Here is a 22,611-nt window from a genome sequence, read left to right as displayed (position 1 = left end):
TCGGAGATTGTGTAGCTGATCGTAGCTTCGCCGTTGAAGTCAGGGTCCGGCGTGAAGTCGAGCGTGCCGTTGCCGTTAATCACAACCGTGCCGTCGTCCGAAGTCGCCGCAGTCACGGTCAGGTCATCGCCGTCCACATCGAAATCATCATCAAGAACGACAATATTTACCAGCGTTTCTTCATCGGTGGTTGCAGTATCGTCTACGGCTACCGGAGGATCGTTAACTGGATTTACGGTGATAACAGCCTCGCCTACATCAGACAGACCATCAGGGTCAGTGATGGTATAGGTGATTGTCACCTCACCACTAAACTCAGGCGCCGGTGTAAAGAGAATTGTGCCATCGCCGTTATCAACGAAGGTTCCCTGATCCGCAGGCACGGTGATGTCCGAAATCGTCAGCTCTTCGAGCGTGTTATCGGGATCAGAGTCGTTGCCGCGCAGATCAACCAGGACGGCGATATCTTCGTCTGTTGTGGCCTCATCATCGAAGGCTTGGGGGCCTGTGCTTGTTTCTACTGTTATAAAGTGGTTGGCCGTATCCGTCAGGTCACCATCGGAGATCGTATAGTTTACCGTCGCCACACCTTCAAAACCGTCGGCAGGCGTAAATTCAAACGTGCCATCGCCATTATCGGTCAGCGTGCCCTGCTCCACCGGAACAGAAGCCTCAACCACAAACAGATCTGCAACAGGTGTGTCGATGTCTGTATCGTTGGCAAGAAGATTAATTGTGACAGGAGTCTGGAAAGGTGTCGCATCTGTATCATCAACCGCATCTGGCGCATCGTTGATGGGATTAACGGTTACAATGGCCTGGCCTTCATCTGTGGCACCATCCGGATCGGAGACGCTATAAGTGATGGTTGCTTCGCCATTGAAGTTCTCTGCAGGTGTGAAGGTGACTGTGCCGTCGCCATTATTAACGACTGTACCCTGATCGGCGGGTACGGAAACCGCGGTCACAGAAAGCTCGTCAACAGTGTTGTCGGGATCGAGATCGTTGCCCGTGAGGTTGACGATCACAGAGGTATCTTCGTCGGTCTCGCCTTCATCATCAACGGCGACAGGTGCGTCATTGATGGGGGTTACGGTTACAATCGCTTGGCCTACGTCTGACAGGCCCTGTGGGTCTGTGATTGTGTAGGTGATCGTTGCGTCGCCGTTAAACTCAGCCGCAGGTGTGAAGGTCACCGTGCCGTCGCCATTGTCGACCACTTCGCCCTGCTCCGCCGGAACGGAAATGTCTGACAGGGTCAGCTCGTCCAGTGAGTTGTCAGGATCAATATCGTTGCCGCGCAGGTCAACAATAACGGCGGTCTCTTCAGGGGTGGAGGATATGTCTTCAAAGGCCTGTGGCGCCTGATTTTCGTTTACTGTGATCGTGTGGGTCGCACTTGAAGTCAGCTCACCATCGGAAATGGTATAGGTAACGACCGCATCGCCAACAAAGTCGAGCGCAGGCGTGAATTCAAACGTGCCGTCACCGTTGTCGGTCAGCGTGCCTTGATCCGCAGGGACTGTTGCCTCGACAACAAAGAGGTCCTCGAGCGGGGTGTCGACGTCCGTGTCATTGGCCAGAAGGTCAATGGTTGTTGCAGTGTTAAAGTCTGTTTCATCCGCGTCATCGTTAGCGACAGGTGCAACATTTGCCGCAGGCGTTACCGTCACGGTTGCGACACCATCGTCTGTTAACCCGGAAGGGTCGGATACTGAATATGTGATTGTTGCATCGCCAGTGAAACCATCGGCAGGAGTGAAAGTGACCGTGCCGTCACCATTGTCGGCCACAGTCCCCTGCTCAACAGGAACAGAAACCGCGGCAATCGACAGCTCATCGTTGGTGTTGTCGACATCTGTGTCGTTGCCCAGAAGATCAACGATAACGGCCTCGTCTACAGGCGTTGTTGCCGTATCATCAACAGCGACAGGCGCATCGTTGACAGGGATAACTGTAACGGTCGCAATGCCATCGTCCGCAAGTCCCGCAGGGTCTGATACGGTGTAGCTGATTGTCGCTTCGCCGTTAAAGTCAAGCGCGGGCGTAAAGGTCACAGTGCCGTCACCATTGTCGGTCACGGTACCCTGCGCCGCCGGGACGGAAACCGCCGCAATCGAAAGCTCGGCATTGGAGTTGTCCGCGTCTGTGTCATTGCCCAAAAGGTCCACAATAACAGCCGTTTCTTCGTTCGTTGAATCTTCATCATCAACGGCAACGGGCCCAACATTGCCAATAATCGGTGGCAGCAACAGGTTCTCGATCTCGGTAAATGTCATGGAACCGGAAACGGAACCATCAGCATTCAGGAACTCGACTGTACCCGATGTTGAGTCGCCATCCGCATCGAGGGTCTGCCCAACAACACGCAAGGGGCCACTGTCGCGCAGATCGAGAGTGTCGTTGTCGTCACCATCGGTGCCGCCATCCACAACATCGCCCGCGTCACCACCGACAATCAGATCCGCATCGTCGCCACCAGACAAACTGTCGGCGCCAGCGCCACCAGTGATCGTATCATCACCCGTTTCGCCAAAGATTGTGTCATTGCCGTCATCGCCGGACAAATCATCATCATTGCTTTCTCCCACAACAACAATGTCGCCCGTGGTAAAGAAGACATCGGTGATGTTCATGGTTGAGCCGCCATCGCCATTCTGGACATGCTCGATCTCGATCCGCGAAACTGGGCCAACGATATCAACGTTCAGTGAATAAAACGGATTCGTGGCAGAGGCATACCCGCCATCACTGTCGGCAGTATCCAAGCCGTTCAAACCATCGGTATCCAGCAACGTCAGACCGCCACCACCAACAAGCGTTACTTCAACCGGGTTACCATCGGCGTCAAATGCGCGAACGCTTACAAGGCTGTCGCCTGTGATTTCGTTGATGTTGAAATCAACGTTGTTGACGGGCGTATCGAACGCAAGCTCGTAGCTTTCGAACTGACCATCTGCACGGGTTTGAGCCCCAAGCGAGCTTGTGCTGCTGACTGTTTCGCCCTGACCGTCAATACCCTCAATGCGCTGCGCATCGGTAGAGAAGGTTGAATCAGTTTTAGGGGTTGAGGAAACGTTGGTGAAGGTCACATTGACAGTGCCGGTGTCCTGCGTGAAGTTGGCAACAGTCTGGCCGTTAATAAAGCCTTCTTCGCTCCAATTAAAGCTTTCGCGCGCGCCGCCAGTGGCTACAGGTGTGTCGTCATCCGCCAGCGTACGGTCGCCATAGATCAGATCATCGCCTGCCCCGCCCGAGACGACATCGTCGCCCGAACCTGCGTAAACGTCGTCATTACCGTTGCCTGCTTCTACGGTATCATCACCGCCCAAAGCGTCAACAATGTCATCATCAGGCGCTTCGCCTGCAAGGATCGCATCACCCGCATCAATACGGTCGCCATCCGGATCACCAGTAAAGCCAAGGTCGATTGTGTTGGCGGCATCGTCGCCCGATACAATGCCGTCGCCTGTGCCCGGATCGACGGGGTCAACCACGTTCAGGTCTTCGTACACAAGGTTATCGATTGCACCAGAGCCTTGCAGCACCACTTCGAACCGCGCCGTGCCCGGCACAAACAGCTGGATGACACTTTGGCCGTTGTCGCCTGTTGGCGGCACAAATTGGTCACTGATCAATGCGCCATCTGCACCAAAGAACAACAAACGCGCGGGCGCTTCGATGTCGAGGAATGTCAGCGACTTGATCGCAACCGGATTGTCGAACTCAAAGTTGAATGCACCGCCTGTTGCATTGTCATCGGGGTCGGTCGCATCACCGTCCTCAGAAATGATCAGAACGTTGTCGAGGTTGTCTGTCGCCAGATCATCATCCTCGCCTGTCGGATTATTTGTGTCAAAAACCATCGCCTGATTGGCGCCCGGAGGCGTGGCGGCGGCAACAATACGAACACCGATGTCCGCATATTGGTCTGTTACAGATTCACCAGCCGTAAGGTTATTGAAATCAATTGTTCTGATCATGTTGTGTGCTCCTATGCAGCGACGCGCGCGGCGCGCGACGCGGCCGGATTGTAAGATAAGGTGTGTGTGTGCTTATGAGCCGTCGGAAACGACGACAGGGGCGCAAAATGGAACCCTGTGTGTAAGTATATAGTAAGACAGGACATCTTCATGTTCTTCTCCGTTCAAACTCATAAACCCCGAAAGGCTCCGATAGTTGGTCCATAGCAACACGCACCAATTACCTCCAAGATAGAGAGAGAGACGGGCCAAATTGTGGCCTGACTGCGAAACATACAGGATGTTCCCCAATCTATAAGCAGCGGTCGCAAAACATGCGGCACTGCACCTCTCCTACGCTCTTGAACGCAGTAAATGTGCGGCCGCCCCCGGACCAATAGTCGTCAACCCCCCAGTTGGGCTGCCCTATGGATACCAAGTGACGCCAAGCGGACAAAGGGAAAAATGTCTGAAAAGTGTCACAAGGGAGGTTGGACCCGGAAAACATGGTTAACCCAACGTCATGCGATCCGATTGTTGGTGAGTTACTGTTTCCAAATAAGAAACTTTTCGCTGGGCCCTTGCCCTATGAAAAAAAGGGGCTTCATCACAAATCCTTAAAACTGCGGTGCGAATATAAGGCAGTCACTGTTTCCACCATTGTTACAATCAGCCCGAATATCTCAAAAATGAAACGCCCTCGTAGGCGATAATACGCTCCAATTCCTTGTTCACAAGAAGGAACCAATCCCGCAAATTTGAGATAACTGATGCAGATCTGCGTATCGGTCTGCCACAATTTTACGAATCAATTAATTGATAATTAGGACAAAATCAGACGACAATGGGGTCTTTGTATCTGTTTCAGCTTTTGTCGGACATCATTCGAACACAGTTACAACTGCTTGGCGGCAAGTCGCTGGTGCGCTAAGGAGCGGCGCAATGCCAAAGACGCCTCAATCACTGCCAAAATTGCCACAACCCACAGCAAAGGCACGGGGCCCACGTCAACAATCATCCACCCCGCAATGAGCGGAAACCCGAAAATACCAATGAAATAGGTCAGCGCAAAAACCTGTAGTGTTTGTGCGCTTAAATCCTCGTCAGCATCGTTAGCTGTCATTGCGACAAGGATCGGATAGGACACGCCGTAGCCTACGCCGAACAGCACAGCCACCACGAGGTATAGCGCAACGTTCGATCCGCTAAAGATGAACAAAACGATGCTTAGGCTCATCACATACTGCAAAAGTGCAATTGTCCGATACGGGTTCGCCCCCCCTTTAAACCGCGCCAGCAGCAGGCGGCACACGACAACGGTAACTGTGTATGTCAGGAAAAAACTGGCATAATCTAAACCGCGCGCATCGGCATAGACCGTTTGAAAGTTGTTTAGCCCCGCAAAGACACTCGCCCCCAGACAGACCATGGTGACAGGTAAGACCGCTTTCGACCGCGCCACACCCATCAAGGCAGCCCCCGTAATGCGCGAAGGGGCCTCGGCCCGCTGGCCGAGCGCATGGATCTTGATCGGCGCATCCAATACAAAAAACAGCACCGCACTTACTAGACAAAATACCCCTGTGAGCAAAAACGCATCGCGTACCGAATAGCCAAAGCCTTCCAGCACAGAAGCCAATACAGGCGAGAGGCCAAACCCGGCCATGACAAAAACCGACAGCAGCGTAAAATAACGGACACGGTCATCAGCCCCTACCAATCGGGTCAGCACAATCGGCCCCAAGGAGTAGGTCAGGCCCCAGCCAAAGCCGAGAAGCACACTCGCCACCACCAGCCAGATGCCGACAACTGCAACAGTCCCGTAAAGCACAAGTGCCACCGAAATCGCCAAACAGGCGCACCCCAGCGTCCTCAGCCGTCCGAACCTATCCGACAAATGCCCCGAGAAATACACAGTAACCACAGTGCAGACGGCAGTTACGCCGAGCATAAGCCCCACAACTTTTTCATTCGCGCCAAAGCTCTCGAACAAACGCGGCAGCATGAAGGTCAGCCCGTAAGCTCCCGCCTGAAGGAATACCGCAGCAAAATACAAAAAGAAGACTGAAAACCGCGACATCCCGACTGCCCCTTACAGATCACGCCAACTAGCGCTTTTGAAAAGGCTACACCCTGCATGCGGGCGGTACACCCGAATTAAACTGCAAAATGTCATATATTGGGGAAAGGGATATGGGGGCAAACCGTTTAACCGCAGTTTGCCCCATATCAAAATGCGGTATGTGGTACCCAAGGCCGGACTCGAACCGGCACGCCTTGCGGCGGGAGATTTTGAATCTCCTGCGTCTACCATTCCGCCACTCGGGCACATCGCCGATGTAGCCTGCCGCTGATCGCGAGGCAAGTCAAAAAACGTCAAAGTCAGCGCTGATCATCTCGGCTGCAACTCCCTTGACCTGACCTGCGCATGATGGTTTTGAAGGCGAAACCCCCAGCCCCGCAGACAAGGGAAGCGTGCGCCATGATCCAACGCCTTTATGACTGGACGCTTAGCCTTGCGGAGCACCGCCACGCCCTTTGGGTGCTTGCGTTTGTGTCGTTCATCGAAAGCTCTGTTTTTCCGATACCGCCCGATATTATCATGATCCCGATGATCCTTGCCCGTCCCAGCCGGGCCTTCATGATTGCGGGTGTCGCACTGGTGGCCTCGGTCTTGGGCGGGATGTTGGGTTATGCGATCGGAGCGCTTGCCTTTGACGCTTTGGGAGAGCCGATCCTGAACGCCCTTGGCAAGGCTGACGCGATGGAGGCCTTCTCGGAGCGGTTCAACAATTTCGGTTTCTGGGCCGTACTGATCGCGGGTGTCACACCCTTCCCCTACAAAGTCATCACCATCATGTCGGGCGTCACCGCCATGCCGCTTGGCACATTTATAGCGACCTCGATCCTCGCACGCGGTTTGCGGTTCTTCCTTGTGGCGCTGCTGCTCTATAAATTCGGCGCACCCGTGCGCGACTTCATCGAAAAACGCTTGCCCTTAATGTTCACTCTCGCCGTCGCCCTGTTGGTTGGCGGTTTCCTTGTCATAAAGGTTTTGTGATGCGATTTATTCTTATGGCCACTCTCGGCTCTGCTGCGGTCCTTCTCGGCGCTTACGGGTTCCAACATCTGGGCGATATGGCCCCGTGCAAGTTGTGCCTCTGGCAGCGTTGGCCCCATGCGAGTGCTATCCTCATTGGCCTCGCCATTCTGTTTACAGGAGAAATCCGTATGGCATGGATGGGTGCTGTTGCTGCGCTCACCACCGCTGGGATCGGTTTTTATCATGTCGGCGTTGAACAAGGCTGGTGGGAAGGTCCGACCAGCTGCACCTCAAGCGGTGTTGATAATGTCAGCGCCGAGGAACTGCTCAACCAGATCCTCGCCGCCCCCTTGGTGCGCTGTGACGATATCGCATGGCAGCTGGCAGGCATCAGTATGGCAGGCTGGAATGCAATCTTGTCGCTGGGCCTTGCGGCCATGTGGATACAGGCGATGCGCAAGGTTCAGGATTGAGTTAACCCGCTTTTTGCGTGCTGAGAAGCAGACTTGTCTCCGACGCGATTACCCCGTCCAGACGGCGGATACGGTCCAGCACCAGATCGAACTGGCCCAAAGTCGCTGTGCCGATTTCCACAATCAAATCCCACCGCCCGTTGGTCGAATGAACCGCCCGCAGCTCTGACATCGCGGCAAGTTGGCGTTTGATCCGCTCTGCCCCGCGCCCCTCGATCCCGATCATCATCAGGCCGCGCACGGGGTCCCGCGCCACATCTGCCGCCGTGATGACTGAAAATCCAACAATCTCACCGCGCGTTTTAAGCCGTTCCAACCGCGTGCGTACCGTGGCGCGAGACACGCCCAGACGGGCCGCCAAATCCGACAAAGAGGCACGTGCATCATGGCGCAGCGCTGCCAGCAGGGCATTGTCCATTTTGTCCATATTCGCCTCCGATTTGCACAGGATTATAGCAATACGGTCAAAATACGCCCTATTCTTTTCCCGTATGTGAAAGATATACCAGATCAAACACATAAAGGAATCCCCCTCATGAAGCCCCAGCACTGTATTCTTCAAGGCGCACCACTTGATTGTGGTAAAAATCGTCGCGGCTGTATCATGGGGCCTGACGCTTACCGCACCGCAGGCCTTGGCGAAGCGTTGCAAAGCCTTGGACACACGGTGACGGACATCGGTAATGTGGCCCCGATCCCCTATACCGACACTTCCCACCCCAAGTTGCATCGCCTGTCAGAGACGATTGCATGGACCCATGCGCTTGCCGACACGACAGAGTCGTCGTTTGCGCGTGGGATGCCCATCACTATGGGCGGCGATCACGCACTGGCCGCTGGTACTGTCCTTGGTGCAATGCGCTTTGCGGCAAAAGTAGATCGCCCGCTTTTTGTCCTCTGGCTCGATGCGCACAGCGATTTTCATACGCTGGAGTCAACAGACAGCGGCAACTTACATGGCACGCCGATGGGATACGTCACAGGGCGCTCGGAATTCCCCGATTGGCCTGCCCTGCCCGCACCGCTCCCCTTTGAGAATATCGCAATGATCGGCCTGCGCTCCGTCGATCCAGCCGAGCGGGCCGCTTTGCAGGATACCGCAATCACCCGCGTTGACATGCGCCAGATCGACGAAACTGGGATCGCCACGCCGTTAGGCGCATTTCTTGAACGTGTCGAAGCAGCAGGCGGCATGCTGCATGTCTCGCTGGATGTGGATTTCCTTGACCCCGCCGCCGCCCCCGCTGTGGGCACCACAGTTCCAGGCGGTGCGACCGTGCGTGAAGGGCATCTGGTGATGGAAATGATCAACGACAGCGAGTTGATGACATCGCTTGATCTGGTTGAGCTTAATCCATTTTTGGACGAGCGGGGCCGCACAGCACAGCTTATGGTAGATCTTGCAGCCTCCGCATTGGGCCGCAACGTATTTGACCGGCCGACCCGCGCTTTCTAAAGCCGCGGTGCACTAGCGGTCACATCCACCCCGTAGAGCCAGTCAAACGCCCCCAGCATCCGCATGGGCGCAAAGCGGCTTCCCAAACGAAGCAAGTTGTGCGCCGCAAAGCGGACAGGACCTGCCCGCAAGTGATAACGCCACGCATTGCCCTCGGCGGCCTTGATGACACGGGCAACCCGTGGCATCCGCACACTCTGGTACTGCGACAGCGCAGCAGTGCCACCGCGCACCACATGATCGGCCAGCACCCAAGCATCCTCAAGCGCCATATTCGCCCCCTGCGCCAGAAACGGCAGCGTCGGATGGGCGGCATCCCCCAGCAGCGCCACTCCACCCTTTTGCCAGACAGGGGCCACGGGATGGCGGTGCAGCCCCCAAAGGGTCGGCGTCTCAACAGCGGTGATCATCTCCCCCGCAAGTCCGCCGAACCCGTCAAACGCAGCGCGTAAATGGGCTGGGTCATCCGCATGGTTCCAGCCTTCCTCGGCCCATGCCTCACGCTCCTCCACCGCCACTAGGTTGACCAAAGCCCCCCCGCGCAAAGGATAGCTCACCAGATGTCGCCCTGGCCCCATGGTGACCATCGCGACATCACCGTGCCCCACTGTGTTCGGCACAATGGCACGCCACGCTACCTGTCCGGTGAACATTGGTGCATCCGCTCCGTTCAGCGCCACACGGGCGCGCGAATGGATGCCATCGGCCCCCACAATCAGCTCTGCACGCCGTGTGGTCCCGTCGGTGAGCGTCAATTCCGGCATTTCGCCCGCTGCCACAGTCTCGACCGTGCGGCCCATCTCGAAGCTCACATTGTTCTCAAGCGCAGACTTACGCAGCACTTCGATCAGATCGGCGCGGTGCATAAAGTAGTAGGTCTGTTCGGGCGGGAGCCGTGTCAGGTCCAGCCGCGCCACATCCCCCGCACGGTCATGGGCCTGCATGACGACGGCTTGTCCGCGCACCGCTCCGCGCTCGACCAGCCGCTTTTCCAGACCCAATCCACGCAGCACCGCAAGACCATTCGGGCTGACCTGAAGGCCTGCACCAACCTCACGGACTTGCGCCGCCTGCTCAATCACAGTGACCGCAACGCCGCGCCGTGCAAGGGCCGCAGCCACCGTCAGACCGCCGATGCCAGCCCCGATCACGATTGCATTGCTTATCTTGGCCATACCCGCATTCCCTTACACAAAAGGCGCCCCAGCTTTCACTGCGGCGCCTTTATTATTCAAGACCTAAAACTGCATCAGCACAGCAAGGCTGCACCTCGGATCACTCGTCGCGGTGCACCTTCTCGCGGCGCTCGTGCTTTTCTTGTGCTTCAAGGCTCATCGTCGCGATGGGCCGCGCTTCAAGCCGCTTAAGCGAAATCGGATCGCCCGTAACCGAGCAGTAACCAAATTCACCTTCGTCGATGCGGCGCAAGGCAGCTTCAATCTTGTTTACGAGTTTGCGTGCGCGGTCGCGTGTGCGAAGTTCAAGGGCACGGTCCGTCTCCTCGGAGGCGCGGTCATTCACATCAGGAATGTTACGCGTCCCGTCTTGCAGCGTCTCAATCATCTCACGGCTACCTTCCAGCAGCTCCGCTTTCCAATCCAGCAGCTTCCAGCGGAAGTACTCGACCTGCTTGTTGTTCATGAAAGGCTCATCCTCTGACGGAACGTAATCCGCAGGAAGGCTATTTTTCTTTTTGATTTTACCGGTATCTTTTACAGATTCTGTAAGTGTCACGTGGCAACTCCCCTCACGACATTTCCCATTTGCGCGGTCTTTACCCGATGGATCAGCGATTGTCACTACTCAATGATACGCTATTATGAATCGTGATTTACATAAGAAAACCAAGCCAGAAAGTTGATCCGACTATGAAATTCCAAGGTACCGCAGACTATGTCGCAACAGATGATCTGAAAATTGCGGTCAACGCAGCGGTGCAGCTTGAGCGCCCTCTACTCGTTAAAGGGGAACCTGGGACAGGAAAGACCGAGCTGGCCCGTCAGGTATCAGCTGCCTTAGGCCTACGTATGATTGAGTGGAACATCAAATCCACCACCCGCGCGCAACAGGGCCTCTATGAGTATGATGCCGTGAGCCGCCTGCGCGACAGCCAACTGGGCGAGGAAAAGGTGCACGACGTCTCCAACTACATCCGCAAGGGAAAGCTCTGGGAAGCATTCGAGGCGGGCGAGAAAGTCGTTCTTCTCATCGACGAGATCGATAAAGCCGACATCGAATTCCCCAACGACCTGCTGCAAGAACTTGATAAGATGGAATTCTTTGTCTACGAGACTGGCGAAACGATCAAGGCAAAGGTGCGCCCCATCGTCATCATCACCTCCAATAATGAAAAAGAACTGCCCGACGCCTTCCTGCGCCGCTGCTTCTTCCACTACATTCAGTTCCCCGACATGGAGACGCTTAAAAAGATCGTCGAAGTGCACCATGCAGGCATCAAGCCTGAGTTGCTGACCACCGCGCTGACCCAGTTTTATGAGATCCGCGACCAACAAGGTCTCAAGAAGAAACCTTCCACTTCCGAAGTCATCGACTGGCTCAAACTGCTGCTGGCCGAAGATATGGATGCCAAGGACCTGAAGGCGAGCGGCACCTCCGCTCTCCCGAAACTGCACGGCGCGTTGCTCAAGAACGAGCAGGACGTGCATCTTTTTGAGCGCCTCGCCTTTATGGCACGCGGCGGTCGCTAACAATGTCATGGCGGCGCAAGACGGTCTATCTGATCCTGATTGCGCCGCTGCACCATCTGGCCCTCATATTGGCATCGATACCCGCAGCCTTTGTGCTGCCTTCAAATCTCTTGGTCCAACTCCTCCTTATTACGCCCGTTTTCGCAGCGGGGGTCTGGTGGAGTATCCCTAAATTTCAGCGTCTGATAGGTTTTCCCTTCACCATTAATGGAATCGCATCTCTGAGGGTGCCATCGGTCCTTGGCGCGATTGGCACCAATGGACTTGCAATCATGGCAGTCTTTTCCGGCTATGCGACTCCAATAGAGGCGCTCGTTCTTGGCGCACTTGCCCTGATCGCCTTCCATGCTTGGCTAATTCGGACTCTCTGAACCCTCTGCGCTACATCATTCAAACTGTGGCTTTTTCGCGTCACAACCGCAGGTGTGCCTTATTCCATAAAATTTGCCCTGATTTTGCCTTAATTGCTCCATACCCGTGACGGGTTGAGAGGCGAAAAGATCTCCAATTGAGGCCACAAAGGCAGGCAGGCAGAGTTATGAGTATCCAGAACGCACCATTGGTGCGCGTGCATGTTGCACGCTTTTCAACAGTTTCCGCATCACACCTCATCTCGGGGCGCACTCCATGAAGTCGCGCATAGCCTTGATGCTCGCCATGGCCCTCAACGCCTGTACCCCCACAACAGGCGGCGATGTATCCCGCCTGATGACAATTTCGGACAGCTCCCTTCCGCCGGTAAAAGTATTTGCCTCTGGCAGTCACGCAGGACCCCTTCGGGCCAACAACGATCTGGCTCTCGATTTCATCGAGTTGTCTTTCAAATTGGAGAGTGGTCGAGAGTTGCCCGTCTTCACCCGCTTTGAAGGTCCGATCAGCGTCAAGGTCGTCGGCGATCAACCTGCATCCTTGCAGCATGACCTCACCCGTCTGATTGGCCGTCTGCGAAGTGAAGCACGGATCAACATCAGCCAGATCACCAACGGCCCCGCCAACATCACCATCAACGCAGTCCCGCGCAAAGAAATCCGCTCGGTGCTGCCACAGGCCGCCTGCTTTGTCGCACCCAATGTCTCCTCCATGGAGGAATACCGCAAAGCGCGCAAAACCAAGAAGGCAAACTGGTCCCAGCTGCGCAAACGCGAAAAACTGGCGATCTTTTTACCCAACGACGTGAGTCCACAAGAAGTCCGTGATTGCCTTCACGAAGAACTGGCGCAATCGCTCGGACCGCTCAACGATCTGTATCGCTTGCCCGATTCCGTGTTTAATGACGACAACGTGCACACTGTGCTCACCGGCTTTGATACGCTGATGCTGCGGGCCTATTACTCGCCCAAATTGCACAACGGCATGTCACGCGGTCAGGTTGCCGCCACCCTGCCCCATATCCTGCGCGAGATTAACCCGCGTGGAGAGTTTGCAGCCGCCAAATTTTCGACCCGCACGCCAATCCAGTGGAAACGCGCCATTGAGACCGCTTTGGGCCCCGCCGCCTCTGGCGCGGAGCGCCGCAAAGGCGCAGCCGAAGCGCTGCGCATCGCAAAAGCCATGGGTTGGCAGGACCAGCGCCGCGCATTCGCCCATTACGCCATGGGCCGCGTCTTGCAACGGTCCGAGCCTAAGACGGCGCAGGCGCACTATACCCAAGCCAAGGCTTATTACGCCGCCACACCTGGCACGCGCTTGCATCAGGCATTTGTCGCAACACAGCTGGCCGCCTACTCCATCAGCCAGGGCAAAGGAGCCGAAGCGCTCCAACTTGTCCAACCGCATATCGAGACTGCACGCCGCAGCGAGAACGCCGCATTGCTTTCAACCCTTCTGCTGCTACGTGCCGAGGCGCTGGATCTGGAAAATCGTTCCTCCGAAGCACAAGCTGTACGTCTGGACAGTTTGGGTTGGGCGCGATACGGATTTGGTTCTGACTGGGCTGTGCGGGCCAAATTGCGTGAAATTTCATCGCTGAACCCGCTCAAAGGATAGCCCGCAAACACAAAGGGTTAAGAGCATGATTGTTATTGGGTTGGCGATACTCGGCATTATCATCGGCGGCATGACCGCCAAAAAACGCCGCGGCAACCGCAAGGACATCGCACAATATGCGGTCGGGTATGGCCTTGCCTTTTTGATTGTGGGGATGTTCCTCACAGTCATCATCGACAGACTGGCAAGCTAATGTTTCTGCCCTTCTTCGAGCATTTGCGCGCCCATAAAGTTCCCGTTTCCATGCGGGAATTTTTGGCATTCTTAGACGGTATGGCCGCTGGTCTCGCGACCTATGACGTCGAGGCGTTCTATTACCTCGCTCGTGTCAGTATGGTGAAAGACGAGCGCAATATCGACAAGTTCGACCAAGCCTTTGCCGCAGCCTTTTCCGGCTTGGAAAACATCACTGTAGAGCAAGTTCTTGAAGCAGTGGACATTCCCGAAGAATGGCTCCGCAAGATGTCGGAAAAGCACCTCAGCGCCGAAGAAAAAGCCGAGATCGAAGCCATGGGTGGTTTTGACAAGCTGATGGAAACGCTCAAGGAGCGGCTCAAGGAACAAGAGAAGCGCCATGAGGGCGGCAACAAATGGGTCGGCACAGGCGGCACCTCTCCGTTCGGGGCTTACGGCTACAACCCCGAAGGTGTACGGATCGGCCAGAAAGAAGGCCGCCACGGCAAGGCCGTCAAAGTCTGGGACAAGCGTGAATTCCGCAACCTCGACGACAGCGTCGAATTGGGCACACGCAACATCAAAGTGGCGCTCAAACGCCTGCGCCGCTGGGCGCGTGACGGCGCTAACGAAGAGCTAGACCTGAACGGCACCATCCGCTCCACTGCCGAGCAAGGCTATCTCGACGTGAAAACCCGTCCTGAGCGGCGCAATGCCGTCAAAGTGCTGCTATTTCTCGACGTAGGGGGTTCCATGGATCCTCATATCAAAGTCGTAGAAGAACTGTTCTCTGCTGCCCGCTCCGAATTCAAGCACATGGAATCCTTCTACTTTCACAACTGCCTGTACGAAGGTGTCTGGCGCGACAACCGCCGTCGCTGGGATGCGCAGACCCCAACGCACGAGATCATACGCACCTATGGCCCTGACTACCGCTGCATCTTTGTGGGGGACGCGAGCATGTCCCCTTACGAGATCGCCTACCCTGGTGGTGCCAATGAGCATTGGAACCCCGAGGCGGGCTCCGTCTGGCTCAACCGCGCGCGTGAGCAGTGGAAATCAAACCTCTGGATCAATCCGATCCCAGAGAAATACTGGTCCTATACTCAGTCGATCACGATGGTTCAGGAAATTTTCGGGCAAGATGCCATGGTGCCCATGACCTTGGAGGGGTTGTCGCGCGGTATGAAGACGCTTACGCGGTAGCAGCTCGAGGCAGGAAAACTGAATTTCGCTCAATGATAAGGTCAAGTTGGTAGCCCGCCTCGGGAAACAAATCATTCAGCAGTTTCAAAAATCTTTGCTGTTTATGAGGCCTTTCAGCTTCGATAATAACGACCGGTCTATTCTCTTGAATAATCCTGTGCGCCCCTTTGACTGCTTCTTCCTCATGTCCCTCAATATCAAGTTGGATCGCAGCGATTGGGCGATCAGCGGGAATTAGACTGTCGAGGGATATAATCGGTATCTCGATGGTCTGACCCTCGATTTTGTCCGGCACAATACGGGCCCTCGCAGCCATCGCCGATCCGTTCGGCTTTGCAACCTGCAAGTTCAACGTGCCAGATGTCTGACCAACGCCACATTGATGGATGATGCAGTTTTTCAACTCGTTCAGTTCAATCGTGTGTTGCGCAGACGCAAAACTTGTCGGGTTCGGCTCAAACGTATGCACCCGCCCACCGAACCGCGCAGCCCTATCAAGGCGCGGCAAGAAATCTCCGACAAAGGCGCCGCCGCAAATGATATCGCCCTTTTCGGATAGGCTGGCCAAATATTCCTGTGTCTCGGGCTCATAGATTTCGCCGCGCAGGAGCATTTTTGGGACCGGGCGGTGCTGATACTCTTTTGGGATGCAGAATTTTCCGTGCGGGTTGGTCGCAATCGAAAATTCAAACACAGGTCTATTGAGCATATCAACTTTCGCAGTTTGGTCATTTATCGAAACGTAACAGACTTAGTCTCATGCTGTCCTCTTGCAAACAGACTAACAAGTCAATCGCCAATAGAACGGGCGGCGTTGCTCATAGCTGTCTCGCTCAAATCAAACGGTTTTGTTGATCACGGATTGGGAAATAGCCCCTTGCCCCTGCCCGCAGCCCCCCCATATTAACCTTATGATAAAAGTTCTTCCGATCCTGCTCGCCGTGCTCTACGGCCTTGCCATGTACCGCTTTTCCGTGTGGCGCACGGGACGAGAACTCGACGAAAAATCTACCGTGCTGGCGGACCCGAAATTGGTCGCCATGAGCAAGCAGATGGCAAAAGCGCTTGATCTGCCCCGCATCAATGTCCACATCTACGAGATCGAGCCTGTGAACGGCCTTGCCGCGCCTGACGGGCGCATCTTCATAACACGCGGCTTTTACAACAAATTCCGCGTAGGCGAAGTCACAGCGGAGGAGCTGGCCTCGGTCATCGCACATGAGTTAGGCCATGTCGCCTTGGGCCATTCCCGCCGCCGTATGATCGACTTTTCAGGCCAGAATGCGATGCGTGCTGCACTGGGAATGGTGCTGAGCCGCTTTATCCCCGGCATTGGCATCTGGATCGCCAATACCCTAACATCACTGCTCGCGGCCAAGCTATCGCGCAGCGACGAGTTCGAGGCAGACGCATATGCCGCCGCCTTGCTCACGAAAGCAGGGATCGGCATTGACCCGCAAATTTCCCTGTTTCACAAACTTAACGCGCTTACAAAATCTGGTGGCGGCACAGCACCTGCATGGTTGATGACGCACCCCAAGACAGAAGAACGGATTGCTGCGCTCACCAAGATGCAAGTGAAATGGGATAATTAATTCAGATACTTGCGTCGCAAAGCTGACGCAATCGTTTAAGCATTGAGCGCTTTGCCCAGCCGTGGTAACCGCGCTTTCTTCATCAGCGAGCGCATGTTCCAATCCTCACCCGATAGCCGCCGCGCCTCTTGCACAACACCTTGCGCCACAGCAGTTACACCGTCAGGATCGCCGTGGAAGTGCCCCAGCAGGAAGACGTCGGGGTCGTTGCGGCTCAGCCCCTCTTCGGCCAGTATACCACGCGGAAAATCCTTGGCGTTCATCGTGACGATACCATCTGCGTTTCCATGCACAGCAGCCGCCAATACGTGAATGTCATTGGCATCCGGCAACCATAACCGCGCTTCCAGCCCTGCATGCACAGGCACGCTTGCGTTGGGAAACGCGGCTTGCACCATCGCCACTTCGCCTCGCGCCACGGCCTCGCCTTGTGGCCCCAGCTTTCGGGCTGCCAGCGCCCATTCTTCAAGGATTCGTGCCGACCACAGCGGCGTATAAGCCCCTGTGCGTGCCACACCCAGTAACATCTCCCGCATCACGGTGGGATAGATCACGCAGGCGTCCAGTAGCATCTTCATCGGGTTAGAGATGGAAGAACAGAGACTTGAGGTAGCCCGTTTCGGCCAGCTGCGGCAGTTGGGGATGGTCAGCACCCGCAAATCCGGTATGGATCAACGAAGGACGTCGCCCTGAGCGGCCAATCCCGCGCACCGATGCCGACCGGAACGCAGCAAGGTCAGCTGCATGCGAGCATGAGCACAGTCCCAGAATACCGCCCTCGGCGACAAGAGGTGCCGCGAGCCGCGCAATCCGCTCATAAGCCCGCAAGCCAGCCTCAAGTGCAGGTTTCGCAGGGGCAAAGGCGGGCGGATCACAGATGATCACATCAAATTCCGCACCTTCGGCACGCAGGGCTGTCAGCACGTCGAAAGCATCGCCCTGACGGATGCTGACTTTGTCGGAGATCCCCATCGCTGCGGCTCCTTGTTCGGCCAAAGCCAACGCAGGTGCAGAGCCGTCGATACACAGCGCGGACTGCGCACCCGCAGCAACCGCAGCGAGACCAAAGCCGCCCACATGGGCAAATACATCCAGCACCCGCGCACCGCGCGACAACGACGCCGAAAAGGCGTGATTGGGCCGTTGATCATAGAAAATGCCTGTCTTTTGACCGCCGGTGAGGTCCGCCATATAGGTGGCCCCGTTCATCAGTACGGGTACTGCACCCTCTGGGGCCGCTCCCGCCAGAACGCCACTCACATCGTCCAGCCCCTCAAGGCTGCGCGTGCGGCCAGAGGCGTTTTTAAGAACATTCTTTACACCGGTAACCTCAATCAGCGCTGCGGTAAGCGGCTCAATCAGCGCGTCAGACCACGCCGCATTCGGTTGGATCACGCAAGTATCGCCGAAACGGTCAATGATCACACCCGGCAGACCATCGGCTTCGGCGTGCACAAGACGGTAAAATGGCGCATCATACATCCGCTCGCGCAAGCTCAGTGCGCGGCGCAAATGCCGCGCCATCCATGCCTGATCAATCGACGCCTCTGGATCCTGATCCATCATCCGCGCGATAATCTTGGAGTTGTTGTTAACTGTCACCACGCCCAATGGCTGGCGCAATGCGTCTTCCAGCACAGCCATGGATCCTGCGGGCAGACCTTTGGTGCGGCGGTCGGTGACCAACTCGTTGGCATAAACCCATGGTGCACCATGCCGGATGGCACGTGCATTGGCCTTTGGCATAAGGCGAACTACGGGAAGTGGGGCGGATACGGGAAAAGGCGCTATTGTCATAGCGCCTTCCCTAGTCGGTTCCCAGTGAAAGGGAAAGCTAGATTCTGTTAACCAACTGGAAGAAGCCATGGCTGGCGTTCTCGTACCCTGCGGGTTTGACCATTTGCTGGCGGATCACTTCGGCGAGATGGTTAGTCAGGCGAACCTTCTGCGTCAGGCCACGGCCTTCGGCGGTCTTTGCCTGTTGACCACCAAATGCCTCCAAGTCGGTCTCGATGCGGCGCGGCTTGGACAGATGCTCCCCTGTTTTGCCGTCGCGCAGCATCATGTCGAAGACAACATGGTGCACACCGCCAACGGTATAGCGGGCCTTTTCGCTCAGCGCATGAAAGCGGACAAGCTGGATGTCGAGGATGATCGGCACGGGGCCTTCAAACTTTGCTGTACCCTGAAGCATCGCGTCTTTAATAATTTTACCAACCTGTGCGTGACGGTCGCCAATCGGATCCTCGCGCCAAACGATATCACCGTGAGGGTAATAGCGGTTCGCCTCAGAGGCCTTTAATGAGGATGGCACGTTAACATTGATCTGGGAGACGTTGATCTGGCGCACAATCGCGGCTTGCAACGCTTCGGCAGTGAGCAATTCAGGGGAAGGCGCAAATTCCTGCGTGCCGTAGTTGACGGTGGCCGTTGTGCTTGAGCCGCCAATCGGGGCCGCGCGTGTTACCACATCGGTTGATCCACATGCGCTCAATGCGGCGCCAAGGGTCAATGCACATGCCAGCTTGATCAGTTTCATCTCGTTACTCCTCAGGCCGAGTTGGCCGTCCACTTGTTACAGCAACTTGTTTGGAGGATGAATGAGGCAGGTTTTAGACAAATTCAGGCCAAACTTGGCACAAATTCGCGGTATTAGCCGAGATTTATTGCTTACCTAAAGGAAGTTCACATTGCCTTCGACAAAGAATTAATCCCTCGGGCGGCTGCGCCAGCCCCCGCGACGGCGCGGCGTGGCAATCGTAAGCAACCCTTCCGAGAGCACCTCGGACATCGGATGTGCAGGGTCGGAGCCATGAAGCGCCAGCAACGCCCGCATGGCCATATGGGTATCACGCTCTGCACTCAGGCTAAGTGCCCAATCCAAAAAGATGGAGCGGCATTCGGGTTTGGTGATCCCCTCGATCCGGTAGGCCTCAAAGATTAGGCCCTTCGGATCGTCTGGCGTTGCTTTTTCCATCATGTCTCTCCGGTAGTGTGGGCGCCAAGGGCGCTGCTGATGGTTGCATCCGCTCGTGCGTAAGTCTCCAATAATCGCGCCTCCAGATCGGCCGCCGTGTCGTTTTCGCTCCCCGTACCGACTGCGTGGATCAAAAACTGCCGCGAGGCTTCGCGCAGCGCTTCAGTCTTGAGGGGGCGCGATGACAACAACCGCGTAGCAGATTGCAATGCCCACAACCGCTCATAGGCGGTAATCAAAACATCCTCTCCTGCAGCATCAATAATCCCTGCCTTACGCGCTGCGATCAATCCTTGTGGAATGTCGCGCTCCAACGCCCCTCCGATGAGCGCTCCCGCTTGGGCAAACAGCTCAATATCTTGCAAGCGGCCAGCGCCAATTTTGGCGTCCAGCACGCCATCAGGAGATTTCGCCGAAGCAATCCGTGCACGCATTTCGGCTGTTTGTGTACACACACTGGCGATATCACGCGGCCCTTGCACGATCTCGCGACGCAATGCCTCCACCACATCCCCAAGCACCTCTGGCCCCGCTATAACCTGCGCACGGGTCAGCGCCAGATGCTCCCAAACCCACGCTTCCTCCCGCTGGTAGGCGGTAAAACTTTCGATCGACGTGGCTACCGGCCCTTTGTTTCCGGAAGGGCGCAGGCGCAAGTCCAACTCATAAAGCCGCCCTTGAGCCATCGGCGCACTCATCGCCGTGATCATCGCTTGGGTCAGGCGTGCATAATACTGCCGCGCGGGCAGCGGTCGCTTACCGTCAGAGGCCTCAACACCATCCGCATCATAAATCATGATGAGGTCGAGATCGGATTGCGCTGTTAGACGCCCTGCCCCCAAAGACCCCATACCCACGATCACAGCGCCCTTGCCCGGAGGTGACCCGTGACGGCGCGAAAACTCTGCAATGACTACAGGCCAAAGAGCGCGCAACACCGCGCGCGCCAAATCGCTATACTGCTCTGCCGCCTTCACCGCCCCTGTCAGGCCGCGCAGGTGATGGACGCCAATTCGGAAATGCCATTCGCGCGCCCATGCCCGCGTGCCGTCCAACTGCAATTCATAGTCATCCAGTGTCGCCAGCCGCACCGACAAGCTTTCGAACAATGCCTCCTGCCCCGGCCAGTCGCTAAAGAAGTCGCCGCCTATCACAGCGTCCAAAACAGCAGCATTGCGCGACAAATGATCCGCCAGCATGGGCGACACCGATACGATATTTATCAGCAAATCCGCCAGCTGCGGGTTTGATTTCAACAGCGAGAAAAGCTGCACACCCGCAGGCAACCCAGCCAAGAAAGCATCAAACGCCAGCAGCGCCTCATCCGGCTTGTCCGCCTGCGCCAGCCGCGCGAGCAGTTCCGGCTTAAGCCGTTCAAACAACTCCGCCCCCCGATCAGAGCGCAGCGCGGGATAGCTGGGCCATTTCTCGGTCACCGAAGCGTCAAATGTATGGGTCGCATCGGGCAGGACCACATCGCCCCGCGCCTCGGTGAAAAAGCCTTCGGTAATCTCGTGCACAGCACTCAGCCGCTCGTGCAGTGTGCTCTCTAACGCGTCCACATCCATATCCATCATCGCCGCAATCCGCGCCATGCCTTCGGGCGATTTAGGCAATGTATGGGTCTGTGCATCGCGTACCATCTGCAAACGGTGCTCGACCGTGCGGTGGAAAGTGTAGTGATCACTCAGCTCATCTGCGGCTTCCTGCGGCACCCACCCCTTATGTGCGAGGATACTAAGACCCTCTTTTGTGCCGCGCACCCGCAGGTCTGGATCACGCCCCCCTGCAATCAACTGCCGCGTCTGGGTGAAAAACTCGATCTCGCGGATACCGCCCCGCCCCAGCTTCATATTATGGTCCGGCAGCGTGATCGCCCCGCCCAGCCCCTTATGCTCGCGGATGGCAAGGCGCATGTCGTGGGCATCCTGAATGGCCGCGAAATCCAGATGCCTGCGCCAGACAAAGGGGCGCATGGTACTCAAGAACGCATTCCCCACGCCAATATCCCCCGCGCAAGGCCGCGCTTTGATATAGGCCGCGCGTTCCCATGTGCGGCCCAAGCTCTCGTAATACCGCTCCGCCGCCAACAGCCCCAGACAGACAGGGTTCACCGACGGATCGGGCCGCAAGCGCAGGTCGGTGCGAAAGACATATCCATCGCCGGTAATCTCGCTCAGGCTTGCTGCCATGGCGCGGGTCGCTTTTATCAGCCCTGCGCGGGCGTCTTGAAAATCATCTGGCGCATACCGGCTCTCGTCGAATAGGCAAATCAGGTCAATGTCCGAGGAATAGTTCAGCTCTCCCGCGCCCATCTTTCCCATGGCAAGCACAGTCATGCCGCCGCCTGTCAGTGCATCTTCTGGCGTAAGCCCGGGCAGCTTCCCCCGTCTAATTTGCGCTGCCACAGCAACGCGCAACGCCGCCTGCGTCGCCGCATCGGCATAATCAGTGAGTGCGCCCGTCACTTCCTCCAGTGACCATGCGCCCCCCAGATCCGCCAGCGCCGACAAAAGCGCCACGCGCCGCTTGCCCTCTCGCAGGCCCGCGTTCACAGTATCCGCCTCAAACAGTGTCGTAGCGTGCAATACCTGCGCCAAAGCGGCCTCTGGTGCCTCAACGGCCTCCTCCAGCCAAGTGGCCTCCTTAACGATAAGCAGCGCGAGATAAGGTGACAATACCGCCGTTGCACCAATCAAGGGGCGTAGTGCAGTATCAAACTGCTCAAGCGGCAGATCGGCGTCCTCCGGCGCAGATGAGCGCGGACAACGGGTGAGGCGTTTAACAAGGGAAATATCAACCATATAGGTACAGTTGCCTGTGTCCGAGGCCGCGTCAATGCCCTGATTTCAAAAATCATAGTCGCGCAACATTATGATAAACATAGATAATTAAAAATAATGTAAATACCCTTCACATAGACCCTTGCAAATTTCCTAAAGGTCGCCAAATTGTAAGATGTGAAAGGCATTTACATTCAAGTCTTTCTCCGGTGAAGCGCCCCACCTACGGCGGCAGCACACCGCCATCT

The 22,611-nt window shown here is 56.3% G+C and carries 19 protein-coding genes and 1 tRNA gene; 8 read left to right on the top strand and 12 right to left on the bottom strand.

The genetic code is table 11. The annotated features are described in order from the left end of the window. The 3 genes from Q0775_RS15530 to Q0775_RS15520 all read right to left on the bottom strand — a co-directional run. Window positions 1–3,983, bottom strand: a 3,983-nt coding sequence (locus tag Q0775_RS15530) for a cadherin-like domain-containing protein (protein ID WP_298862837.1), incomplete at its 3' end; no start/stop codon positions are given. Between the two features lie 874 nt (window positions 3,984–4,857). Further along, window positions 4,858–6,042, bottom strand: a complete 1,185-nt coding sequence (locus Q0775_RS15525) for an MFS transporter (protein WP_298862834.1) — start codon at window positions 6,040–6,042, stop codon at window positions 4,858–4,860. Window positions 6,043–6,206: 164 nt separating this feature from the next. After that, window positions 6,207–6,290, bottom strand: a tRNA-Leu gene (locus tag Q0775_RS15520). A gap of 154 nt (window positions 6,291–6,444) precedes the next feature. Here Q0775_RS15520 and Q0775_RS15515 point away from each other — a divergent pair. Together Q0775_RS15515 and Q0775_RS15510 are read left to right on the top strand one after the other, a co-directional pair. After that, window positions 6,445–7,023, top strand: a complete 579-nt coding sequence (locus tag Q0775_RS15515; RefSeq protein WP_298862832.1) for a VTT domain-containing protein — start codon at window positions 6,445–6,447, stop codon at window positions 7,021–7,023. Further along, window positions 7,023–7,478 (top strand): disulfide bond formation protein B, encoded by a 456-nt coding sequence (locus Q0775_RS15510; protein WP_298862829.1) that lies wholly within the window; start codon window positions 7,023–7,025, stop codon window positions 7,476–7,478. Before Q0775_RS15515 ends, Q0775_RS15510 begins: the two co-directional genes overlap by 1 nt. 1 nt (window position 7,479) lies before the next feature. Here the strand turns inward: Q0775_RS15510 and Q0775_RS15505 are convergent, their stop codons facing one another. Continuing rightward, window positions 7,480–7,905: an Lrp/AsnC family transcriptional regulator gene (locus tag Q0775_RS15505; RefSeq protein WP_298862826.1), complete on the bottom strand. Its 426-nt coding sequence runs from the start codon at window positions 7,903–7,905 to the stop codon at window positions 7,480–7,482. Between the two features lie 108 nt (window positions 7,906–8,013). Between Q0775_RS15505 and rocF the strand changes: the two genes are divergently transcribed. After that, window positions 8,014–8,934, top strand: coding sequence for an arginase (gene rocF, locus Q0775_RS15500; RefSeq protein ID WP_298862823.1), 921 nt, complete (start codon window positions 8,014–8,016; stop codon window positions 8,932–8,934). Here the strand turns inward: rocF and Q0775_RS15495 are convergent. Next, entirely contained in the window at window positions 8,931–10,109 is a 1,179-nt protein-coding gene (locus tag Q0775_RS15495) for an FAD-dependent monooxygenase (protein WP_298862820.1), read from the bottom strand. The genes rocF and Q0775_RS15495 overlap by 4 nt on opposite strands. Window positions 10,110–10,209: 100 nt before the next feature. Continuing rightward, complete coding sequence (dksA, locus tag Q0775_RS15490) at window positions 10,210–10,632, bottom strand: RNA polymerase-binding protein DksA (RefSeq protein ID WP_298862866.1); 423 nt, start codon at window positions 10,630–10,632, stop codon at window positions 10,210–10,212. A gap of 170 nt (window positions 10,633–10,802) precedes the next feature. Between dksA and Q0775_RS15485 the strand changes: the two genes are divergently transcribed. The 4 genes from Q0775_RS15485 (at window position 10,803) to Q0775_RS15470 (ending at window position 15,008) form a co-directional block, all read left to right on the top strand. Then, window positions 10,803–11,642, top strand: coding sequence for a MoxR family ATPase (locus Q0775_RS15485; protein ID WP_298862815.1), 840 nt, complete (start codon window positions 10,803–10,805; stop codon window positions 11,640–11,642). 627 nt (window positions 11,643–12,269) lie between these two features. Continuing rightward, window positions 12,270–13,628 (top strand): DUF2927 domain-containing protein, encoded by a 1,359-nt coding sequence (locus Q0775_RS15480; protein ID WP_298862812.1) that lies wholly within the window; start codon window positions 12,270–12,272, stop codon window positions 13,626–13,628. Between the two features lie 25 nt (window positions 13,629–13,653). Beyond that, window positions 13,654–13,821, top strand: a complete 168-nt coding sequence (locus Q0775_RS15475; RefSeq protein WP_298862809.1) for an apolipoprotein acyltransferase — start codon at window positions 13,654–13,656, stop codon at window positions 13,819–13,821. Then, window positions 13,821–15,008, top strand: coding sequence for a VWA domain-containing protein (locus Q0775_RS15470; RefSeq protein WP_298862806.1), 1,188 nt, complete (start codon window positions 13,821–13,823; stop codon window positions 15,006–15,008). The genes Q0775_RS15475 and Q0775_RS15470 overlap by 1 nt, the downstream gene beginning before the upstream one ends. Here the strand turns inward: Q0775_RS15470 and Q0775_RS15465 are convergent. Then, window positions 14,998–15,717: an FkbM family methyltransferase gene (locus Q0775_RS15465; protein WP_298862804.1), complete on the bottom strand. Its 720-nt coding sequence runs from the start codon at window positions 15,715–15,717 to the stop codon at window positions 14,998–15,000. The two genes, Q0775_RS15470 and Q0775_RS15465, sit on opposite strands and share 11 nt — an antisense overlap. Before the next feature lie 202 nt (window positions 15,718–15,919). On the opposite strand from Q0775_RS15465, the gene Q0775_RS15460 reads away from it, so the two are divergent. Further along, window positions 15,920–16,603, top strand: coding sequence for a M48 family metallopeptidase (locus tag Q0775_RS15460; RefSeq protein ID WP_298862801.1), 684 nt, complete (start codon window positions 15,920–15,922; stop codon window positions 16,601–16,603). A gap of 35 nt (window positions 16,604–16,638) precedes the next feature. Here the strand turns inward: Q0775_RS15460 and Q0775_RS15455 are convergent, their stop codons facing one another. The 5 genes from Q0775_RS15455 to Q0775_RS15435 all read right to left on the bottom strand — a co-directional run bounded on the left by Q0775_RS15455 (window position 16,639) and on the right by Q0775_RS15435 (window position 22,384). Next, window positions 16,639–17,181 carry an RSP_2648 family PIN domain-containing protein gene (locus Q0775_RS15455; RefSeq protein WP_298862799.1) on the bottom strand — a complete coding sequence of 181 codons (543 nt, stop codon included), beginning with the start codon at window positions 17,179–17,181 and terminating at the stop codon, window positions 16,639–16,641. A 4-nt stretch (window positions 17,182–17,185) separates the two neighbouring features. Next, entirely contained in the window at window positions 17,186–18,400 is a 1,215-nt protein-coding gene (locus Q0775_RS15450) for an RSP_2647 family RNA methyltransferase (protein WP_298862797.1), read from the bottom strand. A 37-nt stretch (window positions 18,401–18,437) separates the two neighbouring features. Beyond that, window positions 18,438–19,142: a DUF6778 family protein gene (locus tag Q0775_RS15445; RefSeq protein ID WP_298862795.1), complete on the bottom strand. Its 705-nt coding sequence runs from the start codon at window positions 19,140–19,142 to the stop codon at window positions 18,438–18,440. 168 nt (window positions 19,143–19,310) lie between these two features. After that, complete coding sequence (locus tag Q0775_RS15440) at window positions 19,311–19,580, bottom strand: hypothetical protein (protein ID WP_298862863.1); 270 nt, start codon at window positions 19,578–19,580, stop codon at window positions 19,311–19,313. Continuing rightward, complete coding sequence (locus Q0775_RS15435) at window positions 19,580–22,384, bottom strand: glutamine-synthetase adenylyltransferase (protein WP_298862793.1); 2,805 nt, start codon at window positions 22,382–22,384, stop codon at window positions 19,580–19,582. The genes Q0775_RS15440 and Q0775_RS15435 overlap by 1 nt, the downstream gene beginning before the upstream one ends. Window positions 22,385–22,611: the final 227 nt, after the last annotated feature.

Origin of the sequence: uncultured Sulfitobacter sp. (genome assembly GCF_947499945.1) — a bacterium.
Taxonomy (GTDB): domain Bacteria; phylum Pseudomonadota; class Alphaproteobacteria; order Rhodobacterales; family Rhodobacteraceae; genus Sulfitobacter.
This window is presented reverse-complemented; position numbering and strand designations above follow the sequence as displayed.

Coding starts and splice junctions, on each gene's coding strand:
- Q0775_RS15510 (WP_298862829.1), top strand. CDS start 7,023: ATGCGATTTATTCTTATGGCCACTCTCGGCTCTGCTGCGGTCCTTCTC.
- Q0775_RS15470 (WP_298862806.1), top strand. CDS start 13,821: ATGTTTCTGCCCTTCTTCGAGCATTTGCGCGCCCATAAAGTTCCCGTT.
- Q0775_RS15495 (WP_298862820.1), bottom strand. CDS start 10,109: ATGGCCAAGATAAGCAATGCAATCGTGATCGGGGCTGGCATCGGCGGT.
- Q0775_RS15440 (WP_298862863.1), bottom strand. CDS start 19,580: ATGGAAAAAGCAACGCCAGACGATCCGAAGGGCCTAATCTTTGAGGCC.
- Q0775_RS15525 (WP_298862834.1), bottom strand. CDS start 6,042: ATGTCGCGGTTTTCAGTCTTCTTTTTGTATTTTGCTGCGGTATTCCTT.
- Q0775_RS15475 (WP_298862809.1), top strand. CDS start 13,654: ATGATTGTTATTGGGTTGGCGATACTCGGCATTATCATCGGCGGCATG.
- Q0775_RS15465 (WP_298862804.1), bottom strand. CDS start 15,717: ATGCTCAATAGACCTGTGTTTGAATTTTCGATTGCGACCAACCCGCAC.
- Q0775_RS15455 (WP_298862799.1), bottom strand. CDS start 17,181: ATGAAGATGCTACTGGACGCCTGCGTGATCTATCCCACCGTGATGCGG.
- Q0775_RS15435 (WP_298862793.1), bottom strand. CDS start 22,384: ATGGTTGATATTTCCCTTGTTAAACGCCTCACCCGTTGTCCGCGCTCA.
- Q0775_RS15505 (WP_298862826.1), bottom strand. CDS start 7,905: ATGGACAAAATGGACAATGCCCTGCTGGCAGCGCTGCGCCATGATGCA.
- Q0775_RS15460 (WP_298862801.1), top strand. CDS start 15,920: ATGATAAAAGTTCTTCCGATCCTGCTCGCCGTGCTCTACGGCCTTGCC.
- Q0775_RS15480 (WP_298862812.1), top strand. CDS start 12,270: ATGAAGTCGCGCATAGCCTTGATGCTCGCCATGGCCCTCAACGCCTGT.
- Q0775_RS15450 (WP_298862797.1), bottom strand. CDS start 18,400: ATGACAATAGCGCCTTTTCCCGTATCCGCCCCACTTCCCGTAGTTCGC.
- Q0775_RS15445 (WP_298862795.1), bottom strand. CDS start 19,142: ATGAAACTGATCAAGCTGGCATGTGCATTGACCCTTGGCGCCGCATTG.
- Q0775_RS15485 (WP_298862815.1), top strand. CDS start 10,803: ATGAAATTCCAAGGTACCGCAGACTATGTCGCAACAGATGATCTGAAA.
- rocF (WP_298862823.1), top strand. CDS start 8,014: ATGAAGCCCCAGCACTGTATTCTTCAAGGCGCACCACTTGATTGTGGT.
- Q0775_RS15515 (WP_298862832.1), top strand. CDS start 6,445: ATGATCCAACGCCTTTATGACTGGACGCTTAGCCTTGCGGAGCACCGC.